Raw genomic sequence first — 13095 nt, forward strand, 5'->3', positions numbered from 1 at the left:
TCAAATTGAATGGCTTTTTTAAGTCGGGGCGGCAAGATTCGAACTTGCGACCTCCACATCCCAAATGTGGCGCGATGACCGGGCTACGCTACGCCCCGAATTCTCAAATATTAAATTAGTGCGGAGAGGGTGGGATTCGAACCCACGGTACAGTTTAACCCGTACGACGATTTAGCAAACCGTTCCTTTCGGCCACTCAGGCACCTCTCCTTTTATAGTAATTGAGGGCTGCAAAAGTAGCATTGAAAATTCAAAAAAGAAAATAAAAAACTTGCTCTTTATAAAAACACCTTCTAATGCATTTTGAGGATAAAAATGCAGATTTTAATTCTCTGTACAAGTAAACGAATAAATACCCCGTTTTTTTAATTTGCCATCTCGGGTTGAATATTTAATTTTTTTCGTTCCCCTATCTGCTGCCTCCACATTGCATAGTACAATCCCATCTTGCCTAATAGTTGTTCATGATTCCCGGTTTCGATTATGTTACCTCTTTCAAGCACATAAATTCTGTCGGCATGCATAATCGTACTTAGCCGGTGGGCTATCAAAATAGTCAATTGCTCTTTTTTGGATGAAACCTCTTTGATAGTATTAGTAATTTCCTCTTCTGTAAGTGAATCCAATGAGGAAGTAGCTTCGTCAAAAATTAGCAAATGCGGGCGGCGCAATAATGCACGCGCAATCGACAGCCTTTGTTTTTCACCACCGGAAACCTTTACGCCTCCTTCCCCAATCAACGTATCTAGCCCCTTATCAGCGCGGGCAAGCAGCGTGTTGCACGAAGCTTTTCGTAGCACGTCCATCATTTCTGCATCGGAGGCGGAAGGGTTCACAAATAATAAGTTTTCCCTGATAGTTCCTGCAAATAATTGCGTATCCTGTGTTACAAAGCCGATTTGAGTTCTGAGAACATCAAAATCAATATTTTCCCGGTTAATATCATTGTACAATATTTCACCTTTTTGAGGAATATATAAACCGACTAAAAGCTTTACCAGCGTTGTTTTTCCGGAACCTGAAGGGCCTACAAAAGCGATAGTTTCACCTTTCTTTATTTCAAAACTGATATCAGCTAACGCGGGCTGCTGTGCAGATAAATGTTTAAACTTAACATTAATGAATTCCAGCTTTTCAATATTGCGAATGTTGACGGGACTTTGGGGTTTTATTTCGGGCTGCTTGGCCATCAGGTCGTGAAAATTTCCCAGCGAAGCTTCTGCCTCGCGGTAAGAAATGATAATGTTGCCAATTTCCTGCATAGGTCCAAAAAGAAAAAAGCTGTAAAAAGTGAGCGACAGGTATTGGCCGGGAGTAATAGAATTTTGGAAAATCAGCCAAAGTAAAGTAAACGTAATAATTTGTTGCAGAAAATTGACCATCGTGCCCTGGATAAAGCTCAACGTACGGATGCTTTTTACTTTTCTCAATTCAAGATTGAGAATTTTGAAGGTGTTATTGTTCAGCCTGTTCACCTCCTGGTCTGTTAGCCCGAGGCTTTTTACAAGTTCGATATTTCTGAGCGATTCGGTGGTGGTGCCAGCCAAAGTATTAGTTTCTCTGACGATAGTTTTTTGAATCACTTTTATTTTTTTGCTTAAAAGGCTGGTCACAACAGCGATGGCGAAAATTCCTATCACATACACGGGCATAATAATCCAGTTTAACCTGAATGCATAAATAGAAATGAAAACGATGCTAACAATGATAATGAAAAATACATTTATAAAGTTGGTGATAAATTTTTCAGTGTCTGCCCTCACTTTTGTTAAGATGGACAAAGTTTCACCGCTGCTTTGGTCCTCAAAATCCTGGTAGGGAAGGCGCATGCTGTGTTTTAGCCCGTCAGTAAAAATGGTAGCTCCAAATTTTTGGACAAGAACGTTTCCAAAATAATCCTGGAATGCTTTTGCAATGCGGCTTACCATTGCAGTGCCGATCAGCAATAAGAGAAAATATATAAGCCCATGATATTTTCCCTTCCCGAAGAAAAATTCATATTCTGTTCTTGGCGTCTTATCAGGAAAAACATGGGGATGATTTGCAAAAAGGTCAAGAATATTACCGCTAATCCATGGAGCAAAAAGTGAAAAAACCTGGTTGGTAGCTGCAAGAAAAAGTGCCAGTACAATCAGCCACTTATAAGGTTTTAAGTAAGAGATTAATATCTTCATCCCCCAAAAATAAATGGAATTGAATTAAATTTCAGGCTTTTCCTTCGTTAAAGGATTCAGCTAATTAATAATTATAGAATCATTTTAATAATCAGATTTAAAATCACTGTTATTTTTTCGTTTACTATTTTTTCCGGCATTAGAAATTGAATTGGTTATTCCTGAAGTAATTTTGTAGTGATTGGTTTTTTATTCAATTAAAAAAAATAAAATGTCTGCGAATAATATATCTTCAAACGAGAATTTATTTTACCAACTGCATCATAATAGCGAGATATTAGTGCTTCCTAATATCTGGAACCCGCTGGGAGCTTTGCTTTTACAGGATTTAGGTTTTAAAGCAGTTGCCACGGCAAGCGCATCTATTGCATGTAGCAATGGCTACCAGGATGGAGAAAAATATCCTTTTAATGAATTAGTATTATTGCTGAAGCGAATTACGCAAAGTGTGAGCATTCCCGTAACTGCAGACGTAGAACGCGGTTATGCGAAAAACAATATCGAATTAAAAGAAAATATAAAGAGATTGGTAGATACTGGGATTTTGGGGATAAATTTTGAAGACAGTAAACATGAGGAACAAAAATTAGTAGCTAAGGAAGAGCAGGCTGAAAGAATTCATCTGATAAAAAATACCGCTTCTGAAATGGGAAGTTCTCTTTTTATTAATGCGCGTACAGATGTGTTTTTAAAGCAAAATAATTTGTCAAAAGAAGAAAAACTTAACGAGGCCATCCAGAGAGGAAAGCTTTACAAAAGTGCCGGCGCTGATGGGCTTTATCCCATTTTTTTGAAGGAGCAACAATCTATAAAATCAATCATAGATGAGGTTCAGCTTCCTATAAATATTTTGATGCTTCCTGGCATTCCCGGTTTTGCTGCATTGAAAGAAATAGGTGTAGCGAGGGTAAGCCTTGGGCCAGGATTTTTAAAATATGCAATCAATTCAATGAAGGATGTTGCAAATAAATTATTGAATTACCAGGGAATGGAGGAAATTACCAACAATCCGGCTACTTCAGATTATTTGAACAAATTAATTTCAAACCCGCAAAGTAGCTAATTTATTTGATAGGTATTTCAAGGCATGTCAATTATTACTGGGATGCACTTTCTTGTAAAGTGGTGATTGCTGTGTAAAGCACCCCGGCCGAACCCCTGAAACTGCCTGACCCGGCCGGTTTTCCATCCACGGTATACCATTCGTAAAATCCATTGTTTTTAATTACTCTGTCTATCATGGGTCTTATTTCATGGTAAGCTTCTTTCAAGAATCCGTATTTTGCTAATTGTGTGATGGTGCGTGCGCCAAACCATGTCCAGTCGCCGCCATTTTGATAGCCATAGGGAAACATGCCTTTATTTTTAAAATATCCCTCCGGATAAGGCGGGTAAATAGTGAGGCCTATTGACATTGCGCCCGATAATTTTACATCGCGAAGCATTTGTTCGTTTACTTCCTGAATTTCTTTCTTATTGAGCAGGCCTGCTTTAATAGCGACAGTTGTTCCCCCGTGGTAATTGATTTTATTTTCATCGAAAGAAGCCGGAAATGGCGATCCATTTAGATAAATATGAGGAATAAATTTTTGACCTTTTTCGTCCCAGAGATATTTGCGAATGTTAGCTCGTATTTTATCCCGGACATCTTCCCATCTTTTAGAGCCGGGAAATAATTCAATATAATTATTGAGTGCAATCACCAGCATAGCATTGTCATATATATCAATTGCCAAATGGCTAGTTGAATCCAAAACCACACCCCATTTTGTTTCCGGCTGTACATCGCCCCAATCTACTGTGGTAGCGCCGTAAATCAGGCCATATTCCGGTGAATAACGCTTGTTCATCAAAAATTCGAGCGCATCCGAAAGGCGCGACTGCACAGATTTTCCGTCAATATTTTCGTTGAGAAAATTATAATCTTTTGTGGCGGTAACATACTTATAAACCGCCTGGATTAATGAAGTTTCCTGGTCAGTTTCTACCGTGTTTTTATGCCCTGCAAAATCGGGTGCGTTTTTACTGTAAATATAATTGTAGCCTACATCAGCTTTTTTCTTCGGAATATAACCGTCCACAATATTTCCATCATCTCCCTGCATTTGAAAAAATACCCTGAGCCGGTCTTTTATCGAATCACGGGGCATCAATTTGCAGGAAAGCTCAATAAAAGTATTAAAATCCCTAATCCACACTTCGCCATAACCACTTCCTGCATTAAAGCCGGTTTCTATCAAACCGGCTGCCATTGATTTTACGCGATTGAGTGAAGAGTCTTTTAGAATTTCGGATTTTATTCCTGTATGCGACTGAGAAAAGAGGCTATCCTGCCATGCAAAAGCCAGCAGTAAGCAGATGACTATCAAAATTTTTAATCGCATGATATTTTACTTAAAAATTTGGTAGAATAATTTTTCCGGATAATTACCATCCGCCGCTGGCGCCGCCGCCACCGCCACTTCCACCACCAAAGCCACCAAAGCCGCCTCCACCGAAGCCACCACCTCCAAATCCTCCGCCGCCAAAGCCGCCACCGCCACGGTTACCACCTCCCAGCATATTGCCCAATAAAAACCATGGCAAAGCATTTCCGAGAAAACTTCTTGAACCCCTCCTGCTCATATAAGAACCGCCTCCGCCGCCCCCGCGGCCTGAAAAAACAAAGAGAATAATAATGAAAATAATTGCTAAAGGAATAATTTTCCCAATCAAAGAACCATTTCCTTTTTTTGCATTGGGGTCTGCTTTGTATTCGCCGGCAGCAGCCTGGCTAATAGCGTCAACAGCATTATTCAGGCCGGCATAATAGTCTCCGTTTTTAAAAAAGGGAATCATCCTTTCATCGATGATTTGTTTCGCAAGAATATCAGGTAAAACACCTTCCATCCCATACCCCGTTTCAATCCTCGCTTTATGGTCTGCTTTTGAAACCATGACCACTACTCCATTATTTTTCCCTTTCACGCCTATTCCCCAATCCCTTAAATATTTTAGTGAAACCTCGGCAATATCGTAACCATTCAGGTCTGGCACAGTAATAATTACAATCGCCGACGAAGTAGAATCGTTGTACGCATCTAGCTTTTGCTCCAGAGCCTGTGCCTGGAAAGGTTCCAGCAGGTGGGCAAAATCATTTACTGCTCTTGGAGGATTGGGCTTTGGCTCAATTTTTTGTGAAAAAACCGGTTGAAATCCTATGATAATAAAAAGCAGTAAAAATAATTTTTTCATGAATGGGAAGTTACAGATGCGTTATTTGCCAAAAATAATTTCGTCGGGAAGCTCATTTTTATCGATTTCCTTTTCATAAGGAAAGTAGGTTTGTAGCGCCTGCCCTATTTTGGATAGGGAAGCTATGATGCCCTCGGTTATGTTTTCTTTGCTAAAAACAGAAAGAATGTCTTTTACTGAATTTTTCCAATAATCAGGCCCGGCAGCTTCGTGAATTCCTTTATCTGCATAAATGGCAAGCTGCCTGTCTTTTATCGCGATGTAAAAAAGTACTCCATTTCTTAGTTGGGTTTTCCCCATTTCCAAATTATCAAATAGTTGTTTTGCCCGATCCAGTGCATCTACATATTTGCAGCGATTTTCAACAAAAATCCTCACTTCGCCACTTGTTTGCATTTCAGCATTCCTGATAGCGTTCACAATTTTTTCATTTTGCTCTTCCGTGAAGAAGGGTTTTTTTCTTGAAAATCGCCACATGTAGACTTACAATTTATTTAATGTCAAAATTAATATCGGGCGCTTTTTCGCTTCCCGCATCTGCCTTGTAAAATGCTTTTTCATGGAACCCGAATATGCCGGCAAAAATATTGCCCGGGAACCGCTTTACTTTTAGATTATACGATTGAACCGATGCGTTATAATCCTGGCGTGCCACATTTATCCTGTTTTCGGTTCCTTCAATTTGGGTCTGAAATCCCTGGAACTGTGCCGTGGTTTTCAGGTCAGGATAATTTTCTGCAACGGCGAGCAATCGGCCAAAAGAGCTTTGTAAGCCAGCCTGCGCATTTTGAAACGCTTCCAATGATTTAGGATCGTTTACATCTACTTTAATAGAGGTGGCTTTTGAACGCGCTTCGATTACCTGCGTTAAAGTGCTTTTTTCAAAATTGGCTGACCCTTGCACCACTTTTATAACACTATTGTAAAGGTCAGTTCTTCTTTGATAGTTGGTTTCCACGTTGCTCCATTTGGTAAGTACTTCCTGGTTGGCAGTTACCAAACCATTATAGCTTCCACAGCCCCAAAATAATAAGATTACAACGATTGCCAATATGACAAACAGCGTAGTTTTCGACTTCATATATTTTAGTTTTTTTTAAATGTACATTTAAAGATATACCATTCAATATTAAATGAAATATTTATTAACTAAACGATAAATAAAAAATAGAAAAAGGTATTATTTATTGATTTACTGCAAACCTGGTCCCATTATCCCTTAATGGCCTTAATGCCAGGTAACTCTTTGCCTTCAAAGTATTCAAGCAAAGCGCCGCCGCCGGTGGACACATAGCTCACTTTGTCTGCAAGTCCAAATTCATTTACGGCTGCAACGCTATCGCCGCCGCCAATAAGACTGAAAGCGCCGTCTGCGGTAGCTTCTGCCACAGCTTGGGCAATACATTTTGTGCCATGCTGAAATTTTTTCATTTCAAATACACCCATGGGCCCGTTCCATAAAATCGTTTTAGAATTAAGAATCACTTTTGAAAAAGTTTCGCAGGCCATCTCGCCTATGTCAAGCCCCATCCATCCCTCAGGTATATCATTGCTCAACGATCCCGATACCATAGCATCTTCGGCAAATTTATCGGCAATAATGGAATCAGCCGGCAGATGGATAGAAACATTTTTCTCTTTGGCTTTTTGTAATAATTCATTTGCCTTATCCAGCCTGTCATCTTCACACAGCGAACTTCCTATCTTGCCACCCATTGCCTTAAAAAAAGTATAGGCCATTCCTCCGCCAATAATAATATCAGTGGCCCTGTCCAGCAAATTTTCAATTATAAGAATTTTATCAGAAACCTTTGCCCCGCCGATGATGGCCAGGAACGGCTTTTCTGAATCGTTTAAAATCTTCTCGGCATTGGAAACTTCAGCGTTCATCAGCAGGCCAAACATTCTCTTGTCTTTTGGAAAAAATTGCGCGATTACCGCAGTAGAAGCATGAGCACGGTGAGCGGTTCCAAAAGCATCATTGACATATACCTCCCCCAGTGAAGCAAGTTTTTTGGCAAATTCTTCATCTCCTTTTTCTTCCTCTTTATAGAAACGAAGATTTTCTAACAGCAATACCTCGCCCGGTTGCAGGCTTTTTGATTTTTCTACAGCCTGATTGCCAATACAATCATCTGCAAATAAAACATTTACTCCGCCCAACAATTTTTTCAGGTGTGGTAACAAATGCTTCAGCGAAAACTTATCTTCAGGGCCATTTTTGGGCCTTCCGAGGTGCGACATTAATATCACACTTCCTCCATCTTTGAGGATTTTTTGTATTGTAGGCACAGCCGCGCGCATCCTGGTATCGTCTGTGATAGAAAAATCCTTATCAAGCGGTACATTAAAATCAACCCGTACGAGGGCTTTTTCATTTTTGAAATTGTGTTCTGAAAATTGGCTCATTGTTGTTTTTTGATTTCGATAAAAAAATTATCAGTTTCTAAAAATGTTTTTATAACATCTTTAAGTGATTTATAAATTATTTCTTTTGAGTATTTTATTGGAAATATTTCCGACGTTCAAATATAAAATCCTGGGATGAATTCTCCTTTCTTCAGCGAGAATTTTGAAATCGATATCTTTTGTGGTAATAACGATAGTATTTAATTTTTTTGCGGCTTTCGTAAATACTACTATATCTTGTTCATTTTCAAATTTTAGATCTTTGAAGGATTTGGCAGAACAACCAAAATCATCCTGAATCCAAATAGCCATTGCAGGTGGAAGATTTACATCAATCCAGAATTCAAGATTATTTGATTGCATCTAATTGAACTGAAATGATTGGATGATCCACTTTTGTTTGTGCGTAAGTTAAGGCTGCCGTTATATCTTCCTTTTCGAGATAAGGAAAATCAGCTAAGATTTCTTCCTGCGTCATTCCGGCCGCAAGATACCCTAATACATCAGCAACAGTAAACCTCATTCCCCTGATAATCGGCTTGCCATTAAATATTCCCGGGTTGACTGTAATCCTTTTTAATAACTCGGTTTCCATGAATTATTTTTTTCAAATTTACAATTAAAATGATACAATGAAAGACACGTAGCTCTCATTAAAACACCAGCCTTTTCTGGCAGTACTTTTTGAGTAAATTAATATTAATCTGATTTTTTGTTTTTTACAAACCGCTTAAGATGATATTTTAAAAAAAACCATTACTTTTGCCGCCCTTAAAGCGCATGTGGTGAAATTGGTAGACACGTCAGACTTAGGATCTGATGCCGCAAGGTGTGGGGGTTCGAGTCCCTCCATGCGCACTTTCTTCAACTAATTTTCTGAAAAAGAAAAGCATAAACCGTGTTGAACGGTTTTTTTAAATTTAGAGCCATGGCAAGTGTTACAAAAGAAAATATCGGTAATCTTCACGATAAGCTGACAGTGAAACTTTCAAAAGAGGATTATCTTCCCGCGTTTGAAAAGGCAATAAAAGATTATAGCAAAAAAGCCAACATCCCCGGCTTCAGAAAGGGAATGGTGCCCGCCGGCATGATTAAAAAAATGTACGGCGCTTCTATATATTCTGATGAAGTGGTAAAAACTGTGGAAAAAGAACTGCAGGATTATCTTGTAAAAGAAAGGCCTGAAATGTTTGCGCAGCCTTTACCCATGGCAAGCGACCTGCGTAAATTAGATATGAACAAGCCGGAAGAGTACGATTTCCCGTTTGAGATAGGGCTTAAGCCTGCAATCAGCCTGGACGCGCTTTCTACAGCAAAGCCGGTTTTCTACAAAGTGAAAGTGACACCCGAAATGGTGAACGAAGAAATTGAAAAACTTGTCACAAAAAACGGGGACCTCAAAGATGCTGAAACAGTTTCTTCCCCCGAAAATGTCTTGAATGTTTTATTTGAAGAAAGCGATAGTGAAGGAAATGTGGCAGAAGGCGTGATTTCAAAAGACAATTCTATTTTATTAAAATATTTTTCTGAAGATTACCAGCAAAAACTGCAGGACAAAAAAGTGGACGATTCCATTGTTCTCCAGTTAAAAGATGCGTTTCCTGACAAGGAAAGAGAATGGATTTTATCTGACCTTGGCCTTGACAAAGAAGATAATTCCGCCATTGATAAATATTTTAAAATGTCTATCACCAAAATCGGCCTGGTAGAAAAAAAGGAATTGAATGAAGAATTTTTTAACCTGGTATTTCCTGGGAAAGAAATAAAAACTGAAGAAGATTTCCGTAAAAATATTGAAGAAGAAATTCAAAAACAATGGGATGCAGCCGGCCACAATCAGCTCCAGGACCAATTATATCACACCTTAATAGAGGCTCCCGTTGAATTTCCTGAAACCTTTTTAAAGCGCTGGTTAGAAGTAGGCGGCGAAAAATTAAAAAGTAAAGAACAGGTAGAAGAAGAATATCCAAAGTTTGTTGACCAGTTAAAGTGGACTCTTATAAGCGATAAAATTATTAAGGATAATAAGCTTGAGGTATCGCCCGAAGAATTGCGCAACAGTATGAAGGAAGAAATTTCCCGCTACTTTGGCCAAATGAACCTGGGAGAAGATACGGCATGGCTGGACAGCTACGTAGACAGGATGATGAAAGATGAAAAGCAACTGGATGCATCGTACAGGAGAATTATTACTGAAAAATTATTCAATTGGCTGGAATCGCAGGTTACACCAGAGGAAAAGGAAATTTCTTCTGAAGAATTTTTGAAAATGCAGGAACATCATCATCACCATTAAAGAGGGTTGAGTTGTTGAGGAGTTTAGATGGTTTAGAATGGTTTAGAATGGTTTAGTGAAAAATAAATCTTTCTTTTTTGTTGCTTTGCTGTGCTCTGTTTAGAATAATCTCTAAAAAATCTTATTTTTTGTTTCTTCCTGTTGTTTTAAAAAGATGGACTAATCTTATTTATCAGGCAGCCTCCCATCAGATATCCTACATTTTCTCTGTCCTTTTGTCTTATTTTTTTTGTTAGCATAAAATTTGGAACTTCAACGGCTGTAAATTGTAATTACATTAAATTTTGTTTATGAATACAGGAAAAGAATTTGAAAAATATGCTGTGAAGCATCTGGGCATTAGCAGCAATACACTGGACGGCTATATCAAACATAATATAACAAATTTAACCCCGAATATCATTGAAGAGCGGCCTATGAACGTAGCAGTTATGGACGTTTACAGCCGTTTGATGATGGACAGGATTATTTTTTTAGGTTACCCCGTAAATGATGAGGTGGCTAATATTATTACCGCACAATTGTTATTTTTGGAAAGTACCGACAGAAACCGCGACGTTCAGCTTTACATTAATTCACCCGGAGGCGGCGTTTACGCAGGCTTAGGCTTGTACGATACAATGCAGTTTGTAAATCCCGACGTGGCTACTATTTGTACAGGAATCGCCGCAAGTATGGCAGCCGTATTGATGGCGGCAGGAGCTCCCGGAAAAAGAAGCGCTTTAAAGCATTCACGCATTATGATGCACCAGCCTAGTGCCGGAGCGGCAGGCCAGGCCTCAGATGTGGCAATCACCGTTAACGAAGTCAGAAAAATCAAACAGGAACTCTACGAAATTCTGAGCAATCATACCGGACAAACTTTAGAGAAAGTGGCCAAGGATAGTAACCGCGACTTCTGGATGACGGCCAGCGAAGCAAAAGATTACGGCTTGGTAGATGAAGTGTTAGTGACCAATGCAAGAAAAGAAAAAAAATAATTTGACAAAAAAGATTTAGATATGAATTTCTATAAAAATAATTTAATACGTTTCGACCAGGAAGAAGAACCTGAAACTCCTGCAGCAGAAAATCCAATTGAAAAAATGATGGGTGGAATGATGTTTGATAAAAAATTTATCGAACAGCGGAAGATATTTCTCTGGGGAGAGGTTCATGATAAAAGCGCACGGGAAATCACCAATCGTCTTCTATACCTTGATGCGATTGACCCCGGCAAAGAAATTACTTTTTATATCAATAGCCCGGGAGGTGTTATTACCAGCGGAATGGTGATTTATGATACCATGCAAATGATTTCTTCACCCGTTAGTACGGTTTGTATGGGCATGGCGGCCAGCATGGGAAGCATCTTACTGAGCGGAGGCCAAAAAGGCAAACGTTTTATTTTCCCCCATGGCGAAGTAATGATACACCAGCCCAGCGGCGGAGGCCAGGGAACAAGCGCCGATTTGGAAATATTAGCGGTGCAAATTCAGAAGGCAAAAGAAATCGGGGCAAGAATATTAGCGGAAAATTGCGGACAAACTTATGAAAAGGTAATGGAGGATTTTGACCGAGATTACTGGATGGATGCCGAAGAAAGTAAAAAATACGGCATAGTGGATGGCATTATTAAAAAATTATAATGCATCATTTTGACAGTTTTTGCTGTCATATTAAAACAAACTAAAGAAGCTTTCGTTTCTTTATAAATATCTGTAACCATATGGCTAAACAACAGACTTTACATTGCTCATTTTGCGGAAGAAACCGTGATGAAGTCAAAATTTTAATTGCGGGACAGGAAGGGCACATTTGTGAAAATTGTATCGAGCATGCACAGGAAATTATTATGCAGGAAATAGCACCGCAGGACCAGAACACCAGCAATTCCAGCTATAAGCTTGCCGTAAAAAAACCTATGGAGCTTAAGAAATTCCTCGACGAATACGTGATTGGCCAGGATGATGCTAAAAAAATTCTTTCTGTCGCCGTTTATAATCATTATAAAAGGCTCAATCAAAAAATTGACAATGATGTAGAAATTGAAAAAAGCAACATCATTATGGTGGGGGAAACCGGAACCGGTAAAACCCTGCTGGCAAAAACGATAGCCCGTATTTTAAATGTTCCTTTTGCGATTGTGGATGCAACGGTTTTTACTGAAGCAGGCTATGTAGGAGAAGATGTGGAAAGTATCTTAAGCCGCCTGTTGCAGGTTTGCAATTTTGATGTGAATGCTGCACAAAAAGGAATTGTGTATATTGATGAGATTGATAAAATTGCCCGCAAGAGCGACAATCCCAGCATTACAAGGGACGTTAGCGGCGAAGGGGTTCAACAGGGCTTACTGAAATTATTGGAAGGTACTGAAGTGCTTGTTCCACCGCAGGGAGGTCGCAAACATCCTGAGCAAAAATTAATAAAGATAAATACCAGCAATATTCTTTTCATTTGTGGCGGTGCGTTTGACGGAGTTGACCGTTTGATAGGAAGAAGAATTAATACCAACGCGATTGGTTTTAGCGTGAATAAGGAACTACAGGAATATCAAAGAAAAAATCTACTGCAATTTGTAAATGCGCAGGATTTAAAATCATTTGGTCTTATACCCGAATTACTCGGAAGACTGCCGGTAGTTACCTATTTGAATCCGCTCGACGCTACTACTTTAAGAAATATTCTGACAGAACCTAAAAACTCGCTCATCAAACAATACAAAAAGCTATTTTCACTTGAAGGAATTAACCTGGTAATTGAAGATGCGGTATATGATTTTATGGTGGAAAAAGCGATGGAATATAAATTAGGCGCAAGGGGATTAAGAAGCATTTGTGAAAGCATTTTGACCGATGCAATGTATGAGTTGCCTTCTCAAAAAGTAAAAACATTTACAGTCAGCAAGGAATATGCTGAACGCAAATTCAGCATCAGCAAGTTAAGCATGCTTAAGGTAGCCTAAGGTTTACTTTCGATAATACTAAAGGCCGGATATCAACC

At 39.1% G+C, this 13095-nt stretch carries 13 protein-coding genes and 3 tRNA genes; 6 read left to right on the forward strand and 10 right to left on the reverse strand.

Going from position 1 to position 13095, the window contains the following annotated elements; genetic code table 11:
• Nucleotides 1–23: 23 nt before the first annotated feature.
• The 3 genes from EFY79_RS04900 to EFY79_RS04910 all read right to left on the reverse strand — a co-directional run bounded on the left by EFY79_RS04900 (nt 24) and on the right by EFY79_RS04910 (nt 2174).
• A tRNA-Pro gene (locus EFY79_RS04900) sits at nt 24–98 on the reverse strand.
• 23 nt (nt 99–121) lie between these two features.
• Nucleotides 122–210, reverse strand: a tRNA-Ser gene (locus EFY79_RS04905).
• Between the two features lie 155 nt (nt 211–365).
• Nucleotides 366–2174, reverse strand: a complete 1809-nt coding sequence (locus tag EFY79_RS04910) for an ABC transporter ATP-binding protein (protein WP_123119564.1) — start codon at nt 2172–2174, stop codon at nt 366–368.
• A 211-nt stretch (nt 2175–2385) separates the two neighbouring features.
• Between EFY79_RS04910 and EFY79_RS04915 the strand changes: the two genes are divergently transcribed.
• Nucleotides 2386–3237 carry an isocitrate lyase/PEP mutase family protein gene (locus tag EFY79_RS04915; protein ID WP_148041855.1) on the forward strand — a complete coding sequence of 284 codons (852 nt, stop codon included), beginning with the start codon at nt 2386–2388 and terminating at the stop codon, nt 3235–3237.
• A gap of 34 nt (nt 3238–3271) precedes the next feature.
• Here the strand turns inward: EFY79_RS04915 and EFY79_RS04920 are convergent, their stop codons facing one another.
• The 7 genes from EFY79_RS04920 to EFY79_RS04950 all read right to left on the reverse strand — a co-directional run bounded on the left by EFY79_RS04920 (nt 3272) and on the right by EFY79_RS04950 (nt 8412).
• Nucleotides 3272–4558 (reverse strand): GH36-type glycosyl hydrolase domain-containing protein, encoded by a 1287-nt coding sequence (locus tag EFY79_RS04920; RefSeq protein WP_199727437.1) that lies wholly within the window; start codon nt 4556–4558, stop codon nt 3272–3274.
• A 43-nt stretch (nt 4559–4601) separates the two neighbouring features.
• Nucleotides 4602–5408, reverse strand: coding sequence for a TPM domain-containing protein (locus EFY79_RS04925; protein ID WP_123119567.1), 807 nt, complete (start codon nt 5406–5408; stop codon nt 4602–4604).
• A gap of 21 nt (nt 5409–5429) precedes the next feature.
• Nucleotides 5430–5885: a TPM domain-containing protein gene (locus EFY79_RS04930; protein WP_123119568.1), complete on the reverse strand. Its 456-nt coding sequence runs from the start codon at nt 5883–5885 to the stop codon at nt 5430–5432.
• A gap of 13 nt (nt 5886–5898) precedes the next feature.
• Nucleotides 5899–6489 carry a LemA family protein gene (locus EFY79_RS04935; protein WP_123119569.1) on the reverse strand — a complete coding sequence of 197 codons (591 nt, stop codon included), beginning with the start codon at nt 6487–6489 and terminating at the stop codon, nt 5899–5901.
• 131 nt (nt 6490–6620) lie between these two features.
• On the reverse strand, nt 6621–7817 hold the full coding sequence (locus tag EFY79_RS04940; RefSeq protein ID WP_123119570.1) for a phosphoglycerate kinase: 1197 nt from the start codon (nt 7815–7817) through the stop codon (nt 6621–6623).
• A gap of 69 nt (nt 7818–7886) precedes the next feature.
• On the reverse strand, nt 7887–8180 hold the full coding sequence (locus EFY79_RS04945; RefSeq protein WP_123119571.1) for a DUF5615 family PIN-like protein: 294 nt from the start codon (nt 8178–8180) through the stop codon (nt 7887–7889).
• Nucleotides 8167–8412, reverse strand: coding sequence for a DUF433 domain-containing protein (locus tag EFY79_RS04950; protein ID WP_123119572.1), 246 nt, complete (start codon nt 8410–8412; stop codon nt 8167–8169). The genes EFY79_RS04945 and EFY79_RS04950 overlap by 14 nt, the downstream gene beginning before the upstream one ends.
• Nucleotides 8413–8593: 181 nt before the next feature.
• On the opposite strand from EFY79_RS04950, the gene EFY79_RS04955 reads away from it, so the two are divergent.
• The 5 genes from EFY79_RS04955 (at nt 8594) to clpX (ending at nt 13057) form a co-directional block, all read left to right on the forward strand.
• A tRNA-Leu gene (locus EFY79_RS04955) sits at nt 8594–8675 on the forward strand.
• A 70-nt stretch (nt 8676–8745) separates the two neighbouring features.
• Nucleotides 8746–10113, forward strand: a complete 1368-nt coding sequence (gene tig / locus EFY79_RS04960; protein WP_123119573.1) for a trigger factor — start codon at nt 8746–8748, stop codon at nt 10111–10113.
• Between the two features lie 290 nt (nt 10114–10403).
• On the forward strand, nt 10404–11093 hold the full coding sequence (locus tag EFY79_RS04965; RefSeq protein ID WP_123119574.1) for a ClpP family protease: 690 nt from the start codon (nt 10404–10406) through the stop codon (nt 11091–11093).
• Nucleotides 11094–11114: 21 nt separating this feature from the next.
• Nucleotides 11115–11741 carry a ClpP family protease gene (locus EFY79_RS04970; RefSeq protein ID WP_123119575.1) on the forward strand — a complete coding sequence of 209 codons (627 nt, stop codon included), beginning with the start codon at nt 11115–11117 and terminating at the stop codon, nt 11739–11741.
• A gap of 80 nt (nt 11742–11821) precedes the next feature.
• Entirely contained in the window at nt 11822–13057 is a 1236-nt protein-coding gene (gene clpX, locus EFY79_RS04975) for an ATP-dependent Clp protease ATP-binding subunit ClpX (protein WP_123119576.1), read from the forward strand.
• Nucleotides 13058–13095: the final 38 nt, after the last annotated feature.

This window comes from Hanamia caeni (genome assembly GCF_003721595.1).
GTDB classification, from domain to species: domain Bacteria; phylum Bacteroidota; class Bacteroidia; order Chitinophagales; family Chitinophagaceae; genus Ginsengibacter; species Ginsengibacter caeni.

Excerpts from the sequence above, each read along its gene's own strand:
- EFY79_RS04970 (WP_123119575.1), top strand. The coding sequence starts at position 11,115 with ATGAATTTCTATAAAAATAATTTAATACGTTTCGACCAGGAAGAAGAA.
- tig (WP_123119573.1), top strand. The coding sequence starts at position 8,746 with ATGGCAAGTGTTACAAAAGAAAATATCGGTAATCTTCACGATAAGCTG.
- EFY79_RS04965 (WP_123119574.1), top strand. The coding sequence starts at position 10,404 with ATGAATACAGGAAAAGAATTTGAAAAATATGCTGTGAAGCATCTGGGC.
- EFY79_RS04940 (WP_123119570.1), bottom strand. The coding sequence starts at position 7,817 with ATGAGCCAATTTTCAGAACACAATTTCAAAAATGAAAAAGCCCTCGTA.
- EFY79_RS04920 (WP_199727437.1), bottom strand. The coding sequence starts at position 4,558 with ATGCGATTAAAAATTTTGATAGTCATCTGCTTACTGCTGGCTTTTGCA.
- EFY79_RS04930 (WP_123119568.1), bottom strand. The coding sequence starts at position 5,885 with ATGTGGCGATTTTCAAGAAAAAAACCCTTCTTCACGGAAGAGCAAAAT.
- clpX (WP_123119576.1), top strand. The coding sequence starts at position 11,822 with ATGGCTAAACAACAGACTTTACATTGCTCATTTTGCGGAAGAAACCGT.
- EFY79_RS04945 (WP_123119571.1), bottom strand. The coding sequence starts at position 8,180 with ATGCAATCAAATAATCTTGAATTCTGGATTGATGTAAATCTTCCACCT.
- EFY79_RS04915 (WP_148041855.1), top strand. The coding sequence starts at position 2,386 with ATGTCTGCGAATAATATATCTTCAAACGAGAATTTATTTTACCAACTG.
- EFY79_RS04925 (WP_123119567.1), bottom strand. The coding sequence starts at position 5,408 with ATGAAAAAATTATTTTTACTGCTTTTTATTATCATAGGATTTCAACCG.
- EFY79_RS04950 (WP_123119572.1), bottom strand. The coding sequence starts at position 8,412 with ATGGAAACCGAGTTATTAAAAAGGATTACAGTCAACCCGGGAATATTT.
- EFY79_RS04910 (WP_123119564.1), bottom strand. The coding sequence starts at position 2,174 with ATGAAGATATTAATCTCTTACTTAAAACCTTATAAGTGGCTGATTGTA.
- EFY79_RS04935 (WP_123119569.1), bottom strand. The coding sequence starts at position 6,489 with ATGAAGTCGAAAACTACGCTGTTTGTCATATTGGCAATCGTTGTAATC.